The sequence below is a fragment of the Butyricicoccus pullicaecorum genome, from assembly GCF_002160355.1.
In the GTDB taxonomy this organism is placed as follows: Bacteria; Bacillota; Clostridia; order Oscillospirales; family Butyricicoccaceae; genus Butyricicoccus; species Butyricicoccus pullicaecorum.
Genome location: NZ_NFKK01000010.1, coordinates 50,436 through 71,916 on the forward strand (window position 1 = coordinate 50,436; position 21,481 = coordinate 71,916).

At 57.4% G+C, this 21,481-nt stretch carries 21 protein-coding genes and 1 pseudogene; 6 read left to right on the forward strand and 16 right to left on the reverse strand.

All coding sequences use genetic code 11. From position 1 onward, the window contains the following. Positions 1–8 precede the first annotated feature (8 nt). From hisF to pyrH, 16 genes and pseudogenes are all read right to left on the reverse strand, one after another. Positions 9–776 carry an imidazole glycerol phosphate synthase subunit HisF gene (hisF, locus tag B5F17_RS09215; protein ID WP_087373294.1) on the reverse strand — a complete coding sequence of 256 codons (768 nt, stop codon included), beginning with the start codon at positions 774–776 and terminating at the stop codon, positions 9–11. 1 nt (position 777) lies between these two features. Then, complete coding sequence (hisA, locus tag B5F17_RS09220; protein ID WP_087373297.1) at positions 778–1,491, reverse strand: 1-(5-phosphoribosyl)-5-[(5-phosphoribosylamino)methylideneamino]imidazole-4-carboxamide isomerase; 714 nt, start codon at positions 1,489–1,491, stop codon at positions 778–780. Further along, the gene (gene hisH / locus B5F17_RS09225) at positions 1,488–2,105 is read right to left on the reverse strand and encodes an imidazole glycerol phosphate synthase subunit HisH (protein ID WP_087373300.1); all 618 of its coding nucleotides are present in this window, start codon (positions 2,103–2,105) and stop codon (positions 1,488–1,490) included. The genes hisA and hisH overlap by 4 nt, the downstream gene beginning before the upstream one ends. Before the next feature lie 217 nt (positions 2,106–2,322). Next, positions 2,323–2,916 (reverse strand): imidazoleglycerol-phosphate dehydratase HisB, encoded by a 594-nt coding sequence (hisB, locus tag B5F17_RS09230; protein WP_087373302.1) that lies wholly within the window; start codon positions 2,914–2,916, stop codon positions 2,323–2,325. Positions 2,917–2,928: 12 nt separating this feature from the next. Then, entirely contained in the window at positions 2,929–4,209 is a 1,281-nt protein-coding gene (hisD, locus tag B5F17_RS09235; protein WP_087373304.1) for a histidinol dehydrogenase, read from the reverse strand. 4 nt (positions 4,210–4,213) lie between these two features. Beyond that, positions 4,214–4,852, reverse strand: a complete 639-nt coding sequence (gene hisG, locus B5F17_RS15080; RefSeq protein WP_275532124.1) for an ATP phosphoribosyltransferase — start codon at positions 4,850–4,852, stop codon at positions 4,214–4,216. 36 nt (positions 4,853–4,888) lie between these two features. After that, positions 4,889–5,842: pseudogene (gene hisZ / locus B5F17_RS15085) on the reverse strand (ATP phosphoribosyltransferase regulatory subunit); the annotation flags it as partial. Between the two features lie 124 nt (positions 5,843–5,966). Further along, positions 5,967–6,233 carry a hypothetical protein gene (locus B5F17_RS09245; protein ID WP_087373309.1) on the reverse strand — a complete coding sequence of 89 codons (267 nt, stop codon included), beginning with the start codon at positions 6,231–6,233 and terminating at the stop codon, positions 5,967–5,969. Between the two features lie 63 nt (positions 6,234–6,296). Then, a complete protein-coding gene (locus B5F17_RS09250) occupies positions 6,297–10,658 on the reverse strand; it encodes a PolC-type DNA polymerase III (RefSeq protein ID WP_087373311.1) in 4,362 nt (1,453 codons plus the stop codon). A gap of 76 nt (positions 10,659–10,734) precedes the next feature. After that, positions 10,735–11,790 carry a flavodoxin-dependent (E)-4-hydroxy-3-methylbut-2-enyl-diphosphate synthase gene (gene ispG / locus B5F17_RS09255; RefSeq protein WP_016147099.1) on the reverse strand — a complete coding sequence of 352 codons (1,056 nt, stop codon included), beginning with the start codon at positions 11,788–11,790 and terminating at the stop codon, positions 10,735–10,737. Positions 11,791–11,808: 18 nt separating this feature from the next. After that, positions 11,809–12,843, reverse strand: a complete 1,035-nt coding sequence (locus B5F17_RS09260; RefSeq protein ID WP_087373313.1) for a M50 family metallopeptidase — start codon at positions 12,841–12,843, stop codon at positions 11,809–11,811. Between the two features lie 18 nt (positions 12,844–12,861). Then, positions 12,862–14,013 (reverse strand): 1-deoxy-D-xylulose-5-phosphate reductoisomerase, encoded by a 1,152-nt coding sequence (locus tag B5F17_RS09265; protein WP_087373315.1) that lies wholly within the window; start codon positions 14,011–14,013, stop codon positions 12,862–12,864. A gap of 24 nt (positions 14,014–14,037) precedes the next feature. Next, positions 14,038–14,862: a phosphatidate cytidylyltransferase gene (locus B5F17_RS09270; protein WP_087373316.1), complete on the reverse strand. Its 825-nt coding sequence runs from the start codon at positions 14,860–14,862 to the stop codon at positions 14,038–14,040. A 3-nt stretch (positions 14,863–14,865) separates the two neighbouring features. Continuing rightward, entirely contained in the window at positions 14,866–15,624 is a 759-nt protein-coding gene (locus B5F17_RS09275; RefSeq protein WP_087373318.1) for an undecaprenyl pyrophosphate synthase, read from the reverse strand. A 60-nt stretch (positions 15,625–15,684) separates the two neighbouring features. After that, positions 15,685–16,242 (reverse strand): ribosome recycling factor, encoded by a 558-nt coding sequence (gene frr / locus B5F17_RS09280; RefSeq protein ID WP_016147104.1) that lies wholly within the window; start codon positions 16,240–16,242, stop codon positions 15,685–15,687. Next, positions 16,243–16,965: a UMP kinase gene (pyrH, locus tag B5F17_RS09285; RefSeq protein WP_016147105.1), complete on the reverse strand. Its 723-nt coding sequence runs from the start codon at positions 16,963–16,965 to the stop codon at positions 16,243–16,245. Between the two features lie 294 nt (positions 16,966–17,259). On the opposite strand from pyrH, the gene thiS reads away from it, so the two are divergent. From thiS to B5F17_RS09315, 6 genes are all read left to right on the forward strand, one after another. After that, positions 17,260–17,457, forward strand: coding sequence for a sulfur carrier protein ThiS (gene thiS, locus B5F17_RS09290; protein ID WP_087373320.1), 198 nt, complete (start codon positions 17,260–17,262; stop codon positions 17,455–17,457). Continuing rightward, complete coding sequence (gene thiF, locus B5F17_RS09295) at positions 17,457–18,254, forward strand: sulfur carrier protein ThiS adenylyltransferase ThiF (RefSeq protein ID WP_087373322.1); 798 nt, start codon at positions 17,457–17,459, stop codon at positions 18,252–18,254. The genes thiS and thiF overlap by 1 nt, the downstream gene beginning before the upstream one ends. A 33-nt stretch (positions 18,255–18,287) precedes the next feature. After that, the gene (locus B5F17_RS09300) at positions 18,288–19,067 is read left to right on the forward strand and encodes a thiazole synthase (protein WP_016147108.1); all 780 of its coding nucleotides are present in this window, start codon (positions 18,288–18,290) and stop codon (positions 19,065–19,067) included. Between the two features lie 18 nt (positions 19,068–19,085). Continuing rightward, entirely contained in the window at positions 19,086–20,237 is a 1,152-nt protein-coding gene (gene thiH, locus B5F17_RS09305) for a 2-iminoacetate synthase ThiH (RefSeq protein WP_087373324.1), read from the forward strand. Next, entirely contained in the window at positions 20,224–20,805 is a 582-nt protein-coding gene (locus B5F17_RS09310) for a thiamine phosphate synthase (protein WP_087373326.1), read from the forward strand. Before thiH ends, B5F17_RS09310 begins: the two co-directional genes overlap by 14 nt. A gap of 79 nt (positions 20,806–20,884) precedes the next feature. Continuing rightward, a complete protein-coding gene (locus B5F17_RS09315; protein ID WP_016147111.1) occupies positions 20,885–21,475 on the forward strand; it encodes a TetR/AcrR family transcriptional regulator C-terminal domain-containing protein in 591 nt (196 codons plus the stop codon). Positions 21,476–21,481 lie beyond the last annotated feature (6 nt).

Genomic DNA, 21,481 nt, shown 5'->3' on the forward strand with positions numbered 1-21,481 from the left:
CACTGATCTTACACCCGGCGTACCGGAACGCCCCGGCCTGCCAGATGGTCTTTGACCTCAGAAATAGTCAGCTCGCCATAGTGGAACAGCGAAGCCGCCAGCGCCGCGTCTGCACCCGTCTGCTCGAATACGTCGCTGAAGTGGTCAAGCGTACCGCAGCCGCCCGATGCGATGACCGGGATGGGTGCAATTTTACATACCAGATCGGTCAGCGCCAGATCAAAACCCGACTTGGTGCCGTCTCGATCCATTGAGGTCAGCAGAATTTCACCTGCGCCGCGCTCGTAAACCTCGCGCGCCCAAGCGACCGCGTCAATGCCGGTGGGATTGCGTCCGCCTGCCGTGTAGACCTCGAAGCCGCTCTCGGTCTGCCCCGAATGACGTGCGTCGATGGCTACGACCACGCACTGACTGCCGTATTTCTCGGCTGCACCGTTGATAAGGTCGGGATTTTTAACTGCCGCCGAGTTGACCGAGATCTTATCCGCGCCCGCGCGCAAAATCTCCTTAAAGTCCTCGACCGTACGGATACCGCCGCCGACCGTGACCGGAACAAAGACCTCCCGGCAGGTGCGGCGCACCACGTCTGCGATGGTATCGCGGTTTTCATGCGTCGCGGTGATATCTAAAAATACAATTTCGTCCGCGCTTGCCTTGGAATAGGCCTTGGCAAGTTCGACCGGGTCACCCGCATCACGCAGACCGACAAAATTCACACCCTTGACCACGCGGCCGTCCTTGACGTCCAAGCAGGGAATAATACGTTTTGCCAGCATGTTATTCCGCCTCCTTGATGGCCGCAGCGAGGTCAAGTGCACCGGTATAGACCGCCTTGCCCGCAACGGCCGCGTCAATGCCTGCTTCACGCAGGCGGCGGATATCCTCAAGCGTCGTCACGCCGCCCGAGGCGACGATCGCGCACGAAACGGCCTGCCGCAGCGCACCCAGCTGGTCAAAGTTCGGGCCTTCCAGCATGCCGTCCTTGTCGATGTCGGTGAAAATAATGGTCTGTACGCCAAAATCGGCCATCTTCTTGGCAAAAGAAATGTAATCCTCGCCCGAGTCACTCAGCCAACCGTCGGTACGCACAGTGCCGGAACGTGCATCAATGCCGACCGCGATTTTTTCGCCGTACTTCTGGACTGCCTCGCGCACAAATTCCGGGTTGCGCACAGCCGCCGAGCCAATGATCACACGCGAAACGCCCAGCGCAAGCACTGCGTCTACGTCGGCCATCGTGCGGATGCCTCCGCCCAGCTCAACCGCCGCGCCGGTCTGCTCGATGACGCGCTTGACCACGTCGTAATTTGCATGGCTGCCGTCCTTGGCACCGTCCAGATCGACCATGTGGATGAGGTCGGCACCGGCAGCCAAAAAGCCGCGGGCGGTCTGTACTGCGTCCTCGGCAACCTTATGTGCCGTGCCGTAGTCACCCTTTTGCAGGCGCACGCACTGGCCATCTTTCAAATCGATTGCAGGTAAAATCTTCATGCGCGTTCCTCCGTCAGTGCCGCAAAGTTTTTCAGGATTTTCAGACCGACTTCCCCGCTCTTTTCCGGGTGGAACTGGCAGCCGAACACGTTGCCGCGTGCGACCATGGCTGGGACTTCCACGCCGTAGTCAGTCACACAGGCGAGATCGGCAGGGTCGGTCGGGCAGGCGGCGAAGGAATGGACAAAGTACACCGCATCGCCCTCGTTTAAGCCCTGTGTCAGGGCATTTGGATGCACGATGTGCAGGCCATTCCAGCCGATCTGCGGCAATTTATAGTCGGTCTGGATGCGTTTGATGCTGCCCGGCAGCAGGCCGAGTCCCTGGCAGGGGCGTACCTCTTCCGACTGTTCAAACAGCATCTGCATACCCAGACAAATGCCGAGAAAGGGTTTATTCTGTGCTACGTCCAGCACAGCTTCCAGCAGGCCGGAGTCCTTCAGCGCCTGCATCGCGTCCGGGAATGCGCCCACGCCGGGCAGGATAACACCGGATGCGTCTGCGAGGTCGTCCGGTGTGCTGGCGATTTTATTGTCATAGCCCAGAAAATCGAGTGAATTATGCACGCTCATGAGATTTCCCGCGCCGTAATCTACGATTGCAATATAGCTCATGTTTCCTCCTTGTGGTGAGGATGGTATAAAATCTGCGCGTCCTGCGGGACGCGTTTATTTTTTTGTTTTGGTGGATTCCCGGGTCGGCCACCGGGAATCCAGAGGGGATTTCGCCATCTGCGGATGGCGACTCAGGGCGCTGCCCTGAGAACCTGCAAGCCTTTCGAGAAAGGCTTGAGCGAAAGCTTTATTTCGCCTGCGGGCGGGTTTTCCGCTCTTACAGAACGCCTTTTGCACTCAGCACTTCCCCACCGGTTTCGGTGACCGCCTGACGCAATGCGCGAGCGAGTGCTTTATATAGTGCCTCGGTGATATGATGAGCATTATCACCATACATGCTCTTGAGGTGCAGGGTAATGCCGGCATGGGTGGCGAATGCACGCATGAATTCCACGGTCAGGCAGGTGTCATACTGTCCGCACATGGGCTGCGGCATGAGTGCATCGTAAACCAGATACGGCCTGCCTGAGATATCCAATGCACAGAAGCCCAGCGCCTCGTCCATAGGAACATACGACGAGCCAAAGCGTGCAATGCCTGCGCGGTCGCCCAGAATACGGGCAAGAGCCTGACCCAGAGCGATACCGACATCCTCAACCGTATGATGTCCGTCTACTTCCAGATCGCCCGTGCACTTCAAAATCAGTCCAAAACCGCCGTGTACTGCAAAGCTACCCAGCATGTGATCGAAAAATCCGATACCGGTCTCAATCTTACGCTCGCCTCCCTCGAGATTCAGGTACAGGGCAATCTGGGTTTCCTTGGTTTCCCGGCAGATGGTCGCCTGCCGGATGGTGGTCTCTCCTCTCATGGGTACCTCCTGTTATTTTCCAAAGCGCACGGCGACACTGTTCGCATGCGCATCCAATTTTTCACATTTTGCTAGTGCGATGATATCATCAGCCAGATTTTCCAGCGCACCGCGCGAATATTCGATGACCGAGGTTTTCTTCAGGAACGTATCGGTAGACAGCGGCGAGAAAAAGCGCGCTGTACCCGAAGTCGGCAGTACGTGGCAGGGGCCTGCCATATAATCGCCCAGCGGTTCGGGTGCATATTGTCCGAGGAAGATCGCGCCGGCATTTTTGAGATAGGGTAACCACTGACGCGGATTGTCAGTCACGACTTCCAGATGCTCGGGTGCGACGACATTCGCCATTGCACAGGCGTCTTCCAGTTCCTCAAACACGACTGCGCAGCCGTAGCCTTCCACAGACTCGCGGATGATCTCCCATCTAGGCAGTTCCTTGGCCTGACGCTCCATCTCAGCCGAAATAGCCTGTGCCTGTGCCATGGAATCGGTCAGCAAGACAGCAGACGCCAGCTTGTCATGCTCGGCCTGCGACAGCAGATCGGCTGCAACCCAAGTCGGGTTTGCAGTGTAGTCAGCGATAACCAGCACCTCGGATGGTCCTGCGATCATGTCGATATCGACCGTGCCGTAGGCCATCTTTTTTGCCGCTGCGACGTAAGCATTGCCCGGGCCGACGATCTTGTCAACCTGCGGAATCCAGTCTGCGCCATAGGTCAGCGCCGCGATGGCCTGTGTACCGCCGATGGCGATGACCTTGTCGACGCCCGCAATCTTAGCCGCGGTCAACACAGCGTCCGACATGTTTTCGGTCGGCGGTGTGACCATGATCAGTTCCTCAACGCCTGCAACCTTGGCCGGGACGGCGTTCATCAGCACCGACGACGGATAGGCCGCCGTGCCGCCCGGCACGTACAGACCCACGCGCGTCAGGCCGCGCACGGTCTGACCCAGCTTTTCGCCCGGTGCACGCTCGTATTCCCAAGTGCGTGCGAGCATCTGCTCGTGATAATCCCGGATGTTCTTAGCTGCCCGCTCGAGTGCGGTACGGACGGTCGGGTCGCAGCGCTCATACGCTGCGTCGATGGTCTCCTGCGATACGATGTACGGTGCCTTGCCGTCAAACTTCTCAGCATATTCCCGGACGGCTTCCATACCGCGTGCCTGCACATCGGCCATAACCGCCGCAACCGTCTTTTCAATATCGCTGCGCGCCGCTGCGGCACGTTGTTTCATCTCGCGGATGACCTGCTGCTCAGCCTTGCCGTCCGCCAGAACTGTCTTCAGAAACATGGTTTTACTGCTCCTCTCCGCCGCGTTCCAGGTCGCTGATGATGCGCTGGATGGCGGTCTTATTCATCTTGGCCGAGGCCAGATTGACGATGACGCGTGCCGAAATGGGCGCAACGTCCTCAATGACCTCCAGACCGTTTTCCTTGAGCGTCGAACCGGTCTCGACGATATCCACAATGGCGTCTGCCAGCTCCAGAAGCGGTGCCAGCTCGACCGAACCTTCGATCTTGATGGTCTCGACGTCCATATTCTTGCGGCTGAAAAATGCACGGGTGACTTCGGGGTACTTGGTGGCGATGACCGGCGTGCGGTAATTGCCGTAAATGGTCTTTCCCTTCTTGGTTGCCAGTGCAAAACGGCACTTGCCGAAGCCCAGATCGACCATCTCGTAGAACGAACCGCCCTTTTCCATGATGGTGTCCTTACCGACGACGCCCAGATCACATACACCGTGTTCGACGTAGGTAATAACATCGGCAGCCTTGGCCAGCACGACCTCGATATTGGTATTCGGCAGACGGAAAATCAGCTTGCGCGACGGACTTTCCAGCTCACTGATATCATACCCCGCAGCTTTCATACGGGCAAGGGTCTTTTTCTCCAGTCGTCCCTTGGTCAGTGCAATGCGGATGGTGTCGCGCACCTGACGGTTATCAGCCTCGCTGCCGGTCTCGGCAATACGCTCGACATCAATGCCAAAGCCTGCGGCGGGTAAATCACGGCCGAACTTGGCGCACAGTGCGTTGTATCGTCCGCCTGCAAGAATGGCGGCACCCGCGCCGCCCAGATAACCGCGGAACATGATGCCGGTGTAGTAATCCATCTCGTGTACCAGACCCAGATCGATAATCACCGACTCACCAAATCCAGCCTGCTCGAGTGCGGTATAGACCCGTCTGAGGTAAGCCACCGCGGCCAGCACGCGCATGTTGCCAGTCATGTGCTCAACCTGATCGAGCACTTCTACACCACCGAACAGCTGCGGCATTGCGCAAAGTGCCTGATAGGCTGCGCTGCCCTGATAAGGTGCCAGTGCGTCGCCCAGCGCAGCAAAGGACTTGTTCTCAATCAGGCGGCGAATGTCCTCAGCCGTCTGCTCGTCTACGCCCAGCGCCTCAATGAGCGCCTTGTAGATCTCGGCGTGACCAAGCTCGATGCGGAAGCTGCCCGCCTCGGCCTGTTCGAGTGCGGAAAAGGCCGCTGTCAGAATGTCCAGATCGGCTTCCAGTCCGTCCGAACCAATCAGCTCGGCACCCACCTGCAAAAACTCGCTCTTGTGTCCGTGTCCCTCGGCAATCGAGCGAAACACCTTCTGGCTGTAATACAGTCGTACCGGCAGCTCAGCACCCTCCAGACGGGTGGCTGCGATGCGCGCAATGGGCGTGGTATTGTCTGGACGTGCCACGCAGATGCGTCCGGCACGATCCACGATCTTGAGCATGTTTTCCTGTCCGACCGCCGGGTTTGCCTGTGCAAATACGTCGTAATACTCGATGGCAGGTGTGATGACCTCACTGTATCCCCGATCTTCCAGCGACTGCCGTACGCGCTGCTCGACAGCACGCAGGCGGCGTGCCGGTGCAAACAGCAAATCGCGGGTTCCCTCCGGGGTCGAAATCTGATAGCGGTTCATGATTCTCGCTTCTCCCTTTTGTAATTTATCATGCTAAAATCTTAGCACGCATTCCGCCCAATGTCAAGCCAAATTCTGTTTTTATACGGCTGTTTTCCTAATCCCGAATGCGCACCCGCTGCTGTCAGCCAAACAACCAGCCATACAGCATGTACGCCAGCCGAAGCAGGAAGATGGCCGAGCAGGCCAGCGCAAACAGACGTAATTTTGCATAGGGTTTGCGGTGATAGGTATGACGGTTGCGTTTTCGGAGCGGTTCCCCGGTGTCCTTGACCGGCTGACTGCGGTTCGTGACAGACGGTACAGTGCGTTTTTCTGTGAACGTTTGATTTGCGGTCTTGGGATACTGCGCCGGATTGCGGCGTGCCCGCTCGCGAGATTCAAAGAACATCTTCCACCTCCTCATAAAAAGAAAGGGTTCCGGGAACCCTGAAAGATTCCCGGAACATTATTTTTATCCAAACAGGCTGATCTGGGTACTGCGCGGCATGGAGCCGAGCGCACCGATCTCGCCCAAAAGTTCGATGACCGACTTGGACACCTTGGGACAGCGCACCGACAGTTCCTCTGCCGACAGGAAGCGTCCCTTTTTGCGCTCCTCGACGATGTTGAGCGCTGCCTGTTCACCGATACCCGGCATGGAGGTGAACGGCGGGATGAGTCCCTTTTCGGTCACGATGAACTTGGTCGCGTCCGACTTGTAAACATCCATCGGCTCGAAGATGAAACCGCGCTTATAGAACTCGTGGCACACCTCGAGCGTGGTCTGGGTATCCTTTTCGGCTGCCGAGATGGTCTTGTCCACGTCCTTGCGGTGCAGTTCGCGGATTTTATCCAGACAGACCGCGTCGCCCTTGATCATGCAAGAAGCGTCAAAGCCCTTGGCGCGCACTGAGAAGTACGCCGAATAGAATGCAAGCGGTTTATGCACCTTGAACCACGCGATGCGGAACGCCATCATAACGTAAGCCACTGCGTGCGCCTTGGGGAACATATACTTGATCTTTTTGCACGAATCAATGTACCAATCGGGCACATTGTTCGCCTTCATGGCCTCTTCCATCTCGGGTTTGAGTCCCTTACCCTTACGCACCGATTCCATGGTCTGGAACGCCAGCTTAGGTTCTACGCCCTTACCAATCAAATAGTTCATGATATCGTCACGGCAGCAGATGCATTCATTCAGCGGAATGCCCGACGCGACCAGATCGGCCGCGTTGCCCAGCCATACGTCGGTACCATGTGACAGACCGGAGATACACAGCAGGTCGTCAAAGGTGGTCGGTTTGGTATCTTTGACCATGCCGCGAACGAACTTGGTACCGAACTCGGGCACAGCCAGACAGCCCAGGTCGCCCAGAATGGGGTCGGGGGCATCGTCAACATAGTGCAGCGCTCGATTGGACGTAAACAAGCTCATAACGTCGGGGTCATCGAGTGGAATCTCCTGCGCGTTGACATCGGTCAGGTCTTCCAGATGCTTGATGATGGTCGGATCATCATGGCCGAGCTCATCGAGCTTTAACAGGTTTGCGTCGATGGAGTGGTACTCGAAATGGGTGGTGATGATATCCGAGGTCGGGTCATCCGCCGGGTGCTGTACCGGGCAGAAGTCGTAAATCTCGACTTCCTTGGGCACAACGACGATACCGCCCGGATGCTGGCCGGTTGTACGTCGAATGCCCGTGCAGCCTGCGGCCAGTCGGTTTTCCTCGGCACGCGAGCACTCAATGCCGCGCTCTTCCATGTACTTTTTGACATAACCGTAAGCGGTCTTTTCCGCGACCGTCGCAATCGTTCCCGCACGGAACACGTGGTCGTGACCGAACAGTTCACCGGTATATTTATGGATGCGCGGCTGATACTCACCCGAAAAATTCAGGTCGATATCGGGCACCTTATCGCCGTTAAAACCAAGGAAGGTTTCGAACGGTACGGAAAATCCTTCTTTTTTGAGCGGTGTGCCGCAGCGCGGGCAAACCTTATCGGGCAGGCACACGCCGCAGCCCACGCCCTCGTTCTCGTGCAGCTCGAAATACTTGCACTCCGGGCACAGATAGTGCGGTGCGAGCGAGTTTACCTCGGTGATATCGGACATAAAAGCCACGAGCGACGAGCCGACCGAGCCACGCGAGCCGACCAGATAGCCGTCCTGAAGCGACTTACTGACCAGCTTCTGCGCGATCATGTACATCACGTCGTAGCCGTTGCCGATGATGGACTTGAGCTCACGGTCCAGTCTTGCCTGCACGATCTCAGGCAGCGGATCGCCGTACATGCGCTTTGCCTTCTCGCGGCACATGGTTTCCAGCTCCTCGGCTGAACCCTCGATCTTCGGTGGGTAGTTCTCGCGCGGAATGGGACGGATGGGGTCGAGCATGTCCGCAATTTTGTTGGGATTGGTAATTACAACCTCATAGGCACGGTCTTCGCCCAGATACGCGAACTCTCCCAGCATTTCCTCGGTGGTTTTGAGGTACAGCGGCGCCTGATTGTCGGCATCCGGGAAGCCCTGTCCTGCCATCAGAATGCGGCGGTAGGCCTCGTCCTCGGGGTCGAGGAAGTGAACGTCACCGGTCGCACAGCACGGTTTACCCAGTGCATCGGCCAGCTTCAAAATCGTGCGGTTATAGTCGCGCAGCGTCTCTTCGTCCTCCGCGATGCCCTTGGCAATCATAAACCGGTTGTTGTCGATGGGCTGGATTTCCAGATAGTCGTAGAAATCCGCGATGCGTTTGAGTTCCTCAAACGGTTTGCCCTCGACCACCGCGTGAAACAGCTCACCCGCCTCGCAGGCCGAACCGAAAATCAGTCCCTCGCGGTGCTTGATGAGCTCGGAACGCGGCATCAGCGGACGACGGTAAAAATGATCGAGAAAACTGTACGAAATGAGCTTGTACAGGTTTTTCAGACCGACCTGATTTTGCACCAGAATAATGAAATGATGGCGGGGCAAATTTTTGAGACCGCCCTCCTTGGCACGCAGTCCGGCAAGCAGCGGGTTGATATCGGAAATCTTGCTCGCGTGCTGCTCGTGTTTGAGTTTGTCAAGCAGTTTGACCCAGATGCGTCCGAGCACAGCGGCATCCTCGCTCGCGCGGTGATGCTCGAACGGACCGACCTGCAACTCCTTGGCCAGAATGTTGAGCTTAAACCGGCTCAGATGCGGCAGCATGATGCGCGACATTTCCAGCGTGTCGATGTAAGTAAACTCGCGCTCAATGTCCAGTTTTTTGCACGCCGCCTTGAGGAAAGACAGGTCAAACCCTGCGTTGTGTGCGACCAGCACGCGGTCACCCATAAACGCAAAGAACTTGTCCAGCGCTTCGGGCAGGTCGGGTGCATCGGCAACCGTCTCGTCCGAAATGCCGGTCAGCTCGGTGATCTCGGGCGGAATGGGTTTGTGCGGGTTGACGTAAGTCTGGAACGAGTCCTTGATCTCGCCCTCTCGCACCAGTACCGCTGCAATCTCGGTGATCTCCTCGGTTGTGGGCTTTAATCCAGTGGTCTCGAGGTCAAAGACGATAAAATCACCATCCAGGCTGCCGTCCAGATCACCGCGCACAACCGAAACTGCCGCTGCGTCGTTCACGTAATAAGCCTCGACACCATACAGAATCTTGGGATAGTCCGCTTCCTTACCGTCCACGACGTGCAGCGCCAGCGGGAACGCCTGCGCACAGCCGTGGTCGGTAATCGCCATCGCCGGCCAGCCCCATGCCTTACAGCGATTGATGAGATCTTTGGTGTCGGATACGCCGTCCATCGCACTCATATTGGTATGCAGATGCAGCTCGACACGCTTTTCCGGCGCATTATCCATACGAATCTTCTTCTTAGACTTGACGATCGCGGTCGGCTCCAGAATGCTCTCCTTCTCGTAGCTGTCAAAGCTGATCTTGCCCTGCACGATCAGGTGCATGCCGGTCTTGATGGCCGACACGATATCACCCGCCTGATCTTTGGCCATGAACTTGGAGACGCGGATGGAGTTGGTGTTGTCGGTGATATCGAACGCAATCTTGACCCACTCCTTGCCGGTCTTTTTGCTGGTAATCTCGCGGTGATCAACAAAGAACACGTCGCCCTTGATGGTCACGCGGTCGAACTCACCCAGCGCGTCGCGGATCGGGATGGGTTCCTCGGTGTACAGCTTGCCCAAGATGAGGTTTTCGTCCGCGACCTTCTCCACCTTGGGACGCTGATATCCGCCGCTCTCCCCTGCCGGACGCACCTTGAGGTTTTTACGCGGCTTCTCGGGCATGGGTTCGGCTACCGGCATGGCATCCATCGCGGCTTTGAGTGCGGCATTGCGTGCCGCATGCTGGCTCTCGATGATCTTCTCGACCTGCTCCTCGGCAAATGGCACGGCCTCGACGACAACGCGCTGTCCAGTCTCGGTCTCAATGCGCTCCTGCATCTGGCGCAGCGCAACCGAGAAATAGCCGCGTGCGGTGTCGCCCATCGAGATGCGCAGATGACCGTCGGCAAAATCCCAGCGGCTGGCTGCCAACAGACCGGTTGCCGACGGCATGCGATGGCACAAGTCCTGCCGAAGCAGGTCGATGTACTCCGGGGTCAGCGCGTCCATCTGGTAGCGCGGTGCGATGGAAAAGCGTGTCAGCCCATACGCCTGCGCAATTTCCTTGCCCAGTCCGTCCAGATGCTCGAGCGAGATGGGTTTCTGGTAGGCCACATGACAGATCATCTGCTGATGATCGTGACTGACCGCCAGCGAGCGCACTTCTCCGCCCATGCAGTCCTGATATGTTTCACTTTTACAGCGATCAAAAAGCTCAGAAAGCGTTTTTGCCATAAAAATTTGATACTCCTAATCTAAGTTCCAAAATGCCGGATGGGGCCGCTGTCAGCCGCCCCACCGTCGTGATTTCTTATGCTTCGTACTTTGCGATTTCGTCCATGAGTGCGTCCACAAGCTCTTCCTGCGGAACACGGCGCAAAATCTCGCCCTTGCGGAAGATCAGTCCCACGCCGTCACCGCCTGCGATGCCGAGATCGGCCTCTCGCGCCTCGCCCGGTCCGTTGACCGCGCAGCCCATGACTGCAACCTTGAGCTTCTTGCCGTGGATGCCCGCGACGCGCTGCTCGACCTCCTTGGCAATGCCGATGAGGTCAATTCTCGTGCGGCCGCAAGTCGGACACGAGACTACGTTCACGCCGTCATCGTTCAAACCAACCGCCTTCAAAATGGCCTGTGCGGCGTAAATTTCCTTGACCGGGTCATCGGTCAGTGACACGCGGATGGTATCACCGATGCCCAGTGCCAGCAGGCCGCCGATGCCAGCCGCCGACTTGATCGTACCCATGTACTCCGTGCCTGCCTCGGTCACGCCCAGATGGAGCGGATAGTCGGTCTGCTCGTGGGCGAGCTGATAAGCACGCATGGTATACGGCACAGACGACGACTTCATGGACAGGCAGATGTCGTAAAAGTCGAACTTTTCCAGCAGAGAGGCATGATAAAGTGCGCTCTCGACCAGTGCCTCAGGTGTCGGGGCACCGTACTTTGCCAGAATACTCTTCTCCACCGAACCAGAGTTGACGCCGATGCGGATGGGAATATTCCGCGCACGGGCGGCCTGCACGACCGCCTTGACGCGATCATCCGAGCCGATATTGCCCGGGTTTAAGCGAATTTTATGCACGCCTGCCGCGATGGACTCGATGGCAAGGCGATAGTCAAAATGAATGTCCGCGACGACCGGGATAGGAGAGCCTTCACAGATGTCCGCGAGTGCGCGCGCTGCGTCCATGTCGGGCACGGCGCATCGAACGATCTCGCATCCGGCATCGGCCAGCGCACGAATCTGCGCAAGCGTCGCCGCTGCGTCCCGCGTGTCGGTATTGGTCATGGACTGCACCGCAATCTTGGCTCCGCCGCCGACCGCGACCGGACCGACGTGAATCTGTCTTGTCTTTTGTGCCATTTTTCTGTATTCCTCCCGTTAGAGCAGGCGCATGATGTCCTGTCCGGTGACGTACAAAATGAGCGCGAACAGGGCGCACAGGCCCGCAAGGTTGACATATCCCTCGAGCTTTCGGTCGAGCGGCTTGCGTCTGACACCCTCCACAAGAAGGAACAGAATGCGTCCGCCATCCAGTCCGGGGATGGGTAAGAGGTTCATGACGCCAAGGTTAATGGAGATAAAGGCCAGAAGTGACCAGAACGGCAGTGCACCGGCCTGCGCGGTCTGTGCAGTGACCGCAACTACGCCCACCGGGCCGGAAAGCTGGTCGACACCGACAGCGCCCGTGATGAGGTCGCCCAGGCTATGCCAAACCATGCGGGTGTCATTGACTGCCAGCACCAGTGCATAGCGCAGATGACCCGTCAGCGTCAAATCCTCGACCTCAAAGTACAGGCCGTAGCCCTTTCGTCCGTCGCCCAAATCCAAGTCATTGGCCAGTTCTACACCGTTTACCTGAATTTTCTGTCCGTCACGTTCCAGTACAAAGTCGAATTTTCCGTCGGACGCGCCGCGGCGCAAGCCCTCGGACACGTCACTGCCGGTAAAAATGCGGTATCCGTCAATTTTCAGGATGCGGTCGCCTTCCATCAGTCCTTGCTCGCCCTGTGACGAAAAGCCCTCGGCGAACTGCGCAATAACCGGCACGGCCTCCTGCTGGATGTTCCACGACAGACACAGCAGGATGACAAAGCCCAGAATGAAATTCATCACCACGCCTGCAACCAGAATGATAAAGCGGGTCAGCCACTTAGCATTGCCGAATGCACGCGGGTTGTCGGACTCCTGATCCTCGCCGCTCATCACGCACGCGCCGCCAATCGGCAGCAGGCACAGGCAATAGGTCGTCTCTCCGACCTGCTTTTGCAGCAGTTTGGGACCCATACCAATCCAAAACTCGTCGACCTGTACACCGCCGCGCTTGGCCGCGATGCAGTGGCCGAACTCATGCGCCATGATGAGCAGGCCAAAGCCCAGCAGGGCAATCACGATCCAAAAAATGTTTGCCAGCATAGAAATTTTTCTTTCACCTCATTCGGCTCCGACAAGCGACAGCACGGCTTCCCGCGCCTCGCGGTCGCTCGTCAGGATATCGTCCAGGGTGGGGTCGTTTACAAAGGGAATGCGCTCCATGGTCTGTGCAACCAGCTCCGGAATGCGCCAGAACGGCAGTTTATCGCTCAAAAACAGGCCGACTGCCGCCTCGTTGGCTCCGTTCAAAACCGCACCCGCGTTGCCCTTGCGCGATGCCGCCTGACGCGCCAGATTCATGGCCGGGAAGGCCTTGTCATCGGGCAGATAGAAGGTCATCTTGCCCACTTCGGCGAGCGACAGGCGCGGCACCTTACAGGGCACACGTGCCGGATAGGTCAGCGCGTACTGAATAGGCAGACGCATATCGGGTACGCCGAGCTGTGCGAGCACCGCACCGTCGGCAAACTCGATGAGCGAGTGAATGATGGACTCGCGATGCACGACGATCTCGATCTTCTCCTGCGGCAGATCATACAGCCACATGGCCTCGATCAATTCCAGTCCCTTGTTCATCATGGTCGCCGAGTCGGTCGTGATCTTGGCACCCATCGACCAGTTTGGGTGCTTGAGCGCCTGTTCCCGGGTGACCGTGCGCAGCTCTTCCGCAGTCTTGCCGAAGAACGGGCCGCCCGAAGCGGTCAGGATGATCTTATCGAGCGGATTGCCCTGGCACGCCTGCACGCACTGGAAGATAGCCGAGTGCTCGGAGTCTACCGGCAGGATGTGCACACCCTTTTTGCGTGCCGCCTCCATGACCAGTCCGCCTGCGCAGACCAGCGTCTCCTTGTTGGCAAGCGCGATGTCCTTGCCGGCGTCAATAGCGGCCAGTGTGGGCAGCAGTCCAACCATGCCGACCACCGCGGTCACAACCGTATCGCAGTCCGGATGGGTCGCCGCTGCGACCAGACCGTCCATGCCGCTCATGACCGTAATATCGGTGTCGGCAAGGGCGATTTTGAGATCGCGTGCGGCGGTCTCGTCAAACGCAACGCACAGCTTGGGATGCAGTGCGCGCGCCTGCTGTTCGAGCAGCTTGATATTCCGATTGGTGGTCAGTGCGACCACCTCGGCATCGATCGAGGACAAAATATCAATGGTCTGTGTGCCGATCGAGCCGGTCGCACCCAAAATAGATAGATGCTTTTTCATTGTATCACAATTTCCTCCGCAATATTACACGGTCGGGCCAAGAACACGCAGGACGAGCTCGACGACCGGCGCGACAAAAATCACGCTGTCAAAGCGGTCGAGCACGCCGCCATGACCCGGAAAAATATGTCCATAGTCCTTGATACCGGTCTGGCGCTTGATGATCGAGAACGACAGGTCACCGATCTGTCCGATGACCGCGCCCGCAGCTCCCATAACAGCCGCACCGGCATAATGAATGTCCAAACTGGTATAGCGGTTCATGAGGAAAACGACCAGCATCATCAGTGCAGTCGCGCCAACGACACCGCCAATCGCACCCTCAACAGTCTTTTTGGGGCTGACCACCGGCGCAAGCTTGTGCTTGCCGAAGGCCATACCTGCAAACAGTGCACAGGTATCCGATCCCCAAGCCGCAACGAGCGGCAGCAATACCAGAAACTGACCGCCCTCCATGGCGAAGATGCGCCACAGCGAGAGCAGGAAGTACGGCAGAATCAAACCGCCGAAAAATCCGGCCATGACCTCGTTTGCATGCACCGAATCATGCCGTCTGAGCAGGCAGGCAAAGAGCGCAACCAGCAAAAACAGCGCGACAACATGCAAAAGCAATCCGCTGGGTACGGCAAAAAGCGGCACACAGGTGCCCAGCGCGTAGATCGCCGCTGCCAGCATGCTCGCCCGCAGCATCCAGCGGTCTTTTACCAGTCCGGTCGGGTGCATGACCTCATACGCGGCCAGCACGCACAGTGCGGTAATCGCCAGTCCCAACACGATGGGCGGCAGAACATAGAGCGCCAACAGGACGAAAATAAAACCGATGACGCCAAACAAAACTCTTGCTTTCATGAGTCAAACACCTCCAAATCTGCGCGAACGGCGGTTAAAGTCCGCGATCGCGGCATCCATATCCTGGGTCGAGAAGTCCGGCCACAGCACGTCGGTAAAGTAATACTCGCTGTAAGCCGACTGCCACAGCAGGAAGTTGGAGGTGCGAATTTCGCCCGACGGACGAATAATCAAATCGGGGTCGGGCATGTGTGCGGTATACAGGTTCTGAGAAATGCTGTCCTCGGTGATGTCCTCGGGTTTGAGCGTTCCATCCTGCACCTGTTTTGCCAGTGCACGCACGGCGTTCTTGATCTCATCACGTCCGCCGTAGTTGATGCACAGCGATGCAGTCGATGCATTTTCGCCCAGCGTATCGGCCAGCGCATGCACTTCGTCGATCTGTCTGCGAATGTCCTCGGGCAGCACCGACAGGTCACCGAGCACACGCACAGCGACGCCGCGTGCGACCATAGTCTCAGCCGCCTCGCGCAGGTAGGTGCGGAACAGGTTCATGAGCGCATCTACCTCGTCCTGCGGACGCTTCCAGTTCTCGGTCGAAAAGGCATAGACGGTAAAATACTGTACGCCGATGTCCTTGCAATAGGTCGCAATCGTGCGGAAGGTCTCCGCGCCAACCTTGTGGCCTGCCTTTCGAGGCAGTCCGCGTTTTTTCGCCCACCGGCCGTTTCCGTCCATAATTACCGCAATATGCCGCGGTACTGGCATGTTTTCCCCCGTCGCCTGCGGTTTTTTGCCCTTCAGGCGGTCAAAAATCCCCATAGTCACACCTCAGTGAAAAGGGCGGCATTCCCCTGCCGCCCCCTAATCTTTGTCTTTGCATTAGACCTCGGCAAGCTCCTTGCCCTTCTTTGCAACAATGCCGTCGATCTCCTTGACATACTTGTCGGTGATCTTCTGCATCTGCTGCTCTGCGTCCTTGACCTCGTCCTCGGTCATTTCGCTCTTCTTCTTGAGATCCTTGAACTTGTCCATCGCATCGCGGCGGATGTTACGGATTGCTACCTTGGAGTCCTCACCGATCTTGGAACACTGCTTGATGAGCTCCTTACGACGCTCCTCGGTCAGCGGCGGGAAGGACAGACGGATGCACTTGCCGTCGTTCTGCGGGTTGAGACCCAGGTCAGAAGTCTGGATTGCCTTCTCAATCTGGCGCAGGATGGATGCATCCCAAGGCTGGATCTGCAGGGTACGCGGATCGGGAGAAGAAACTGCTGCAACCTGCGGCAGCGGAGTGGGTGCGCCGTAATACTCAACGGTCAGCTTGTTGAGTACGCCCGGGTTTGCACGGCCTGCGCGGATAGCTGCCAGTTCCTTGACCAGAACGTCGATGGTCTTGCCCATCTTCTCTTCGTGCTGCTTGATAATTTCCTTCATCATTTACAGTTCCTCCTTGACAAGCGTGCCGATCTGTTCACCGGTCACGGCGCGGTAAATATTCTCAGGGTCGGACAGAGCAAAGACCAGAATCGGGATATGGTTATCCATGGACAGCGAGGTCGCGGTGGTATCCATAACGCCGAGGCCCTGATTGAGTACATCCATGTAGGTCAAACGGTCGTATTTCTTCGCATCCGGGTTCTTTGCCGGGTCGGAATCGTATACGCCGTCAATGTTCTTAGCCAAAAGAATGACTTCTGCACCGATTTCTGCCGCACGCAGCGCTGCTGCAGTATCGGTCGAGAAGTAGGGGTTGCCCGTGCCGCAGCCGAAGATGACAACACGACCCTTGGACAGGTGGCGGGTTGCCTTGTTGCGGATGTAGGGCTCGGCAATCTGATCCATCGCGATTGCAGTCTGTACGCGCACCTCGCAGCCGCGCTGCTCGAGTGCGTCCGACAGCGCCAGTGCATTGATGGTGGTTGCCAGCATACCCATATGGTCGGCGCGGGTACGCTCCATGCGTCCGCCGCCATCCTTAACACCACGCCAGAAATTGCCGCCGCCGACAACGATGCCGACCTCGCAGCCAATGTCTGCGCAGCGCTTAATTACGTCACAAACCGGGCCGATCACGTCAAAATTCAGGCCGAAGTGCTTGTCACCGGCAAGCGCTTCCCCGCTAATCTTGACGAGGACGCGTTTATACTTGGGAGTATCCATGTTCTTTCCTCCTGTTGAGATACAAACGATTGTGAGTTTATTTTACATGATTATGTCCGCTTTTGCAACATGCCGCACGATAGTTTTCACACTTTTGAAACAGTTGCACGTGCCGTACCCGGCGCAAAGCGCAAGAAAATTTTTCTTGACACTTTCGTGCTTTAGCGTTATACTGCATTTGTCGTTCGGACATAACAAGGCCGTACGAAGGGGCACACCACCTCGGGTGTGAACTTTCGTGCGGCCTTTTTTGTGTTTTCCATGCATTTTTGAGCTTCAAAGGAGGACGTTTCTATGGTGCAAATCAACGGAAAGCCGACCCCGGATGCAGCTGGACTGACAGTCGCAGCCTATCTGGCACAGGCCGGTTACCAGCCTGCCTTTCTTGCGGTCGAGAAAGACGGTGTGATCGTGCCGCGCGCGCAGTACGACATCACAGTCTTGCAGGACGGTGATGTGGTCGAAATTGTACAGTTTGTCGGTGGCGGCTGATGACCATTACGGTAAACGGCAAGACCGTACAGACGAGTGCCCGCTCGCTGCACGCACTCATTCCCGACCATACAGGCCGTGTGGTCATCCTCAACGGCTTTCAGACCGGTGACGATCTGCCCTTAGCCGACGGTGACTGTGTGACCGTGATCGAAAAAGGTGTTTTTCCGCCGCAAGATGTGCTGGAAGCCATGATGGCTGCCCGGCACAGTCCGGGTGTGTTCCAAAAAGTCAAGCAGGCTCGTGTTGCAATCGCCGGTCTGGGCGGTCTGGGATCACATATCGCCTTCGCGCTGGCGCGTACCGGTGTTGGACACCTGCACCTAGTCGATTTTGACACGGTCGAACCCAGCAACTTAAACCGTCAGTGCTACCGCATTCGCGATCTGGGCAAATCCAAAACCCAAGCACTTGCCGAGCAGCTGGCTGATGTGAACCCTTATCTGACCATTACGACCGACTGCGTGCGTGTGACAGCCGACAATGCCGCCGCACTTTTTGCGGATGATCCTTTGGTCTGCGAGGCCTTCGACGCACCCGATGCCAAGTCTACGCTGATCGACGCCGTTCTATCCCACTGTCCAAACAGCGTTATCGTCGCGGCCAGCGGCATGGCGGGTTATGACTCGTGCAACGACATTCGCACCCGCCGCATCACCGACCGGCTCTATCTGTGCGGAGACGGTCAGACTGCTGCCCGTCCCGGCTACGGACTCATGGCACCGCGTGTCTCGGTCTGTGCCGGTCACCAGGCAAACATGATTTTACGTCTGATTCTGGGGCTTGACATGCCCTGATCTTCCATTTTTCATCAAAAGGAGTCTTTTACCATGTATAATGCAAGCAATGATCCCTTCACCCTGGGTGGTCACACCTTTACCTCCCGCTTTATCATCGGCTCGGGCAAGATCTCTATGGACTTCACCCCTGTCGTCGTGGAAAACAGCGGTGCGCAGATCGTCACGCTGGCACTGCGCCGTGCCAATCAGGCAGGCGGTGAGAACATCCTCGAGTACATCCCCAAGGGTGTGACCCTGCTGCCCAACACCTCGGGCGCACGCAACGCCGACGAGGCCGTCCGCATCGCCCGTCTGGCACGTGAGATCGGCTGCGGCGACTTCATCAAGATCGAGGTCATCCGCGACTCCAAGTATCTGCTGCCCGACAACACCGAGACCATCCGCGCCACCGAGCAGCTGGCCAAGGAAGGGTTTATCGTAATGCCCTACATGTATCCCGACCTGAACGTCGCCCGTGATCTGCAAAACGCTGGTGCGGCAGCCATCATGCCGCTCGCTGCCCCCATCGGCTCCAACAAGGGTCTGTGCACCAAGGAGTTTATCCAGATTTTAGTCGACGAGATCGACCTGCCCATCATCGTGGACGCTGGCATCGGCAAGCCCAGTCAGGCATGCGAGGCCATGGAAATGGGCTGTGCCGCAGTCATGGCCAACACTGCGATTGCCACCGCGGGTGATGTTGCCGGTATGGCACGCGCGTTCGGTCAGGCCATTGAGGCTGGCCGTGCGGCTTATCTGTCCGGTCTGGGTCGTGTGCTCGAGCGCGGCGGCTCGGCTTCCAGTCCGCTCACCGGCTTCCTGCGAGACTAAAGGCGGAGGGGATCGACGATGAGAAAAGTTTTTGACCACATGTCCTATCTGCCCGATATGGAGCAGATCGACTCTCCGGTGATGGACGAGGTGCTGTCCGCCGTCCGCACCTACGACTACAACCAATACACGGCACAGGACGTGCGCGCAGCACTCAGCCAGCGCGTCATCGATCCGGCAGCTTTCGCCGTCCTGCTCTCCCCTGCCGCGCAGCCCTTCCTCGAGGAAATGGCTGCACGTGCGACACAGGAGACTCGCGCCCGCTTCGGCAATACCATCTGCATGTTCACCCCGCTCTACATTGCAAATTACTGTGAAAATGAGTGTGTGTACTGCGGATTCAACTGCAAAAACCGCATTCACCGCGGCAAACTGACCCTAGAAGAGATCGAACGCGAAATGCAGGCCATCGCAAACACCGGTTTAAAAGAGATTTTGCTGCTGACCGGTGAATCACGCGGCATGTCGCCGGTCGACTACATTGGCGAGGCGGTCAAGATCGCCCGCCGCTACTTCTCCACCATCGGCATCGAGATTTATCCGCTCAACTCGGACGAGTACCGCTATTTGCAGCAGTGCGGCGCAGACTTTGTATCGGTCTATCAGGAGACCTACAACCCGGACAAGTACGAGACACAGCACCTGTCCGGTCCCAAGCGCTCTTTCCCCTACCGCTTCAACGCACAGGAACGCGCTCTCATGGGCGGTATGCGCGGCGTTGGCTTTGGTGCACTGCTCGGTCTGGATGACTTCCGAAAAGACGCACTCGCCACCGGTCTGCACGCCTACTACATCCAGCGCCGGTATCCGCACGCGGAAATCTCCTTCTCCTGCCCGCGTCTGCGTCCGATCATCAACGACGCCACCGTCAACCCGCACGATGTACACGAGACCCAGCTCTTACAGGTACTGCTCGCCTACCGTCTGTTCATGCCCTGCGCTGGTATCACCATCTCCACCCGCGAGCGTGCCGGATTCCGCGATCACATCATCGGCATGGCGGCAACCAAGATTTCTGCCGGTGTCAAGGTTGGCGTCGGCGGTCACGAGGAGGAAGCCAAGGGCGACGAGCAGTTCGAGATTTCCGACCCGCGCTCGGTCGACGAGGTGCGCAACATGATTCGCGGTCGCGGCTTGCAGCCGGTCTTTACCGATTATGTCTATGTTTGATCGTGTGCTCGCGGTCACGAGCCGCAAACTATGTCAGGGTGATTTCCTGACCCAGATCGAGCGCATTGCCGCTGCGCATCCGGCAGGTCTTGTCCTGCGCGAAAAGGATTTGGACGAAAGTGCCTATCGTGTATTGGCAGGTGATGTGCTGCGCATCTGCGACGCGCACGGTGTCCCGTGCATGCTGCACCGCTTTGACGCGGTCGCTCGTGCGTTGGGCTGTCCACGCATTCATCTGCCCCTGCCCTATCTGCGCGAACACCCACAGGCGGCACAGGGATTCGAGACGGTCGGGGTATCGGTGCACAGCACAGACGAGGCAAAAGAGGCGGTTCAGCTGGGTGCAACCTATCTGACCGCCGGTCATGTCTTTCTGACCGACTGCAAAAAAGGTGTCCCGGCACGCGGTCTGGATTTTCTGCGTGCAGTCTGCGATGCAGTGTCCGTCCCGGTCTATGCCATCGGCGGTATCACCCCGCAGAACGCGCCCGACTGCCTGGCCGCCGGTGCGTCAGGCGTTGCCGTCATGTCGGGCGTTATGAATCGACTGTCTGACTGGAACATTTGATTGCAAAAGTGCCCTTCCTTATCGTATAATAGTCCTGACCGGAATTTACCCACGCAGGACAGCGAAAGGAGGCCGACCCTTGCCCGATTCCAACATCACCAAGCGTGCGCTGGCGCAGGCGCTCAAGACACTGATGTCCCGCACGCCGTTTGCCAAGATCAGCGTCGGCGATATCTGCACGGCCTGCGGCATGAGCCGCAAGAGCTTCTATTATCATTTTAAAGACAAGTACGATCTGGTAAACTGGATTTTTTACTCAGAATTCATCAATGAAGTCCAAACCGACGATTATCAGAACGCATGGGAGTTTCTCGAGGATATCTGTGCGTATTTTTACCGGGAACGGGTCTTTTACCGCAATGCCATGAACATTTACGGTCAAAATTCCTTTCGCGAGTACTTTTCTGAGGTCATGGAGCCGTTTATCCAGAGTTTTCTGACCATGGTACTGCACAACGAAAATGATTCCGAGTTTTCCCAGATTTTCCTGACCGATGCCTTTCTGGCTTCGCTCGTGCGCTGGCTCAGTCACTCGGACACCATGCCGCCCGAGCAGTATCTGTCCAACTTAAAGCAGCTTTTGATCGATCTGTCCCGCCGGATTCTGCTCGATTTCGATGCAGCCGCGCCCGATACAGGCAATCTGTCTGCACCAACCGAAAATCACTGATTTGGG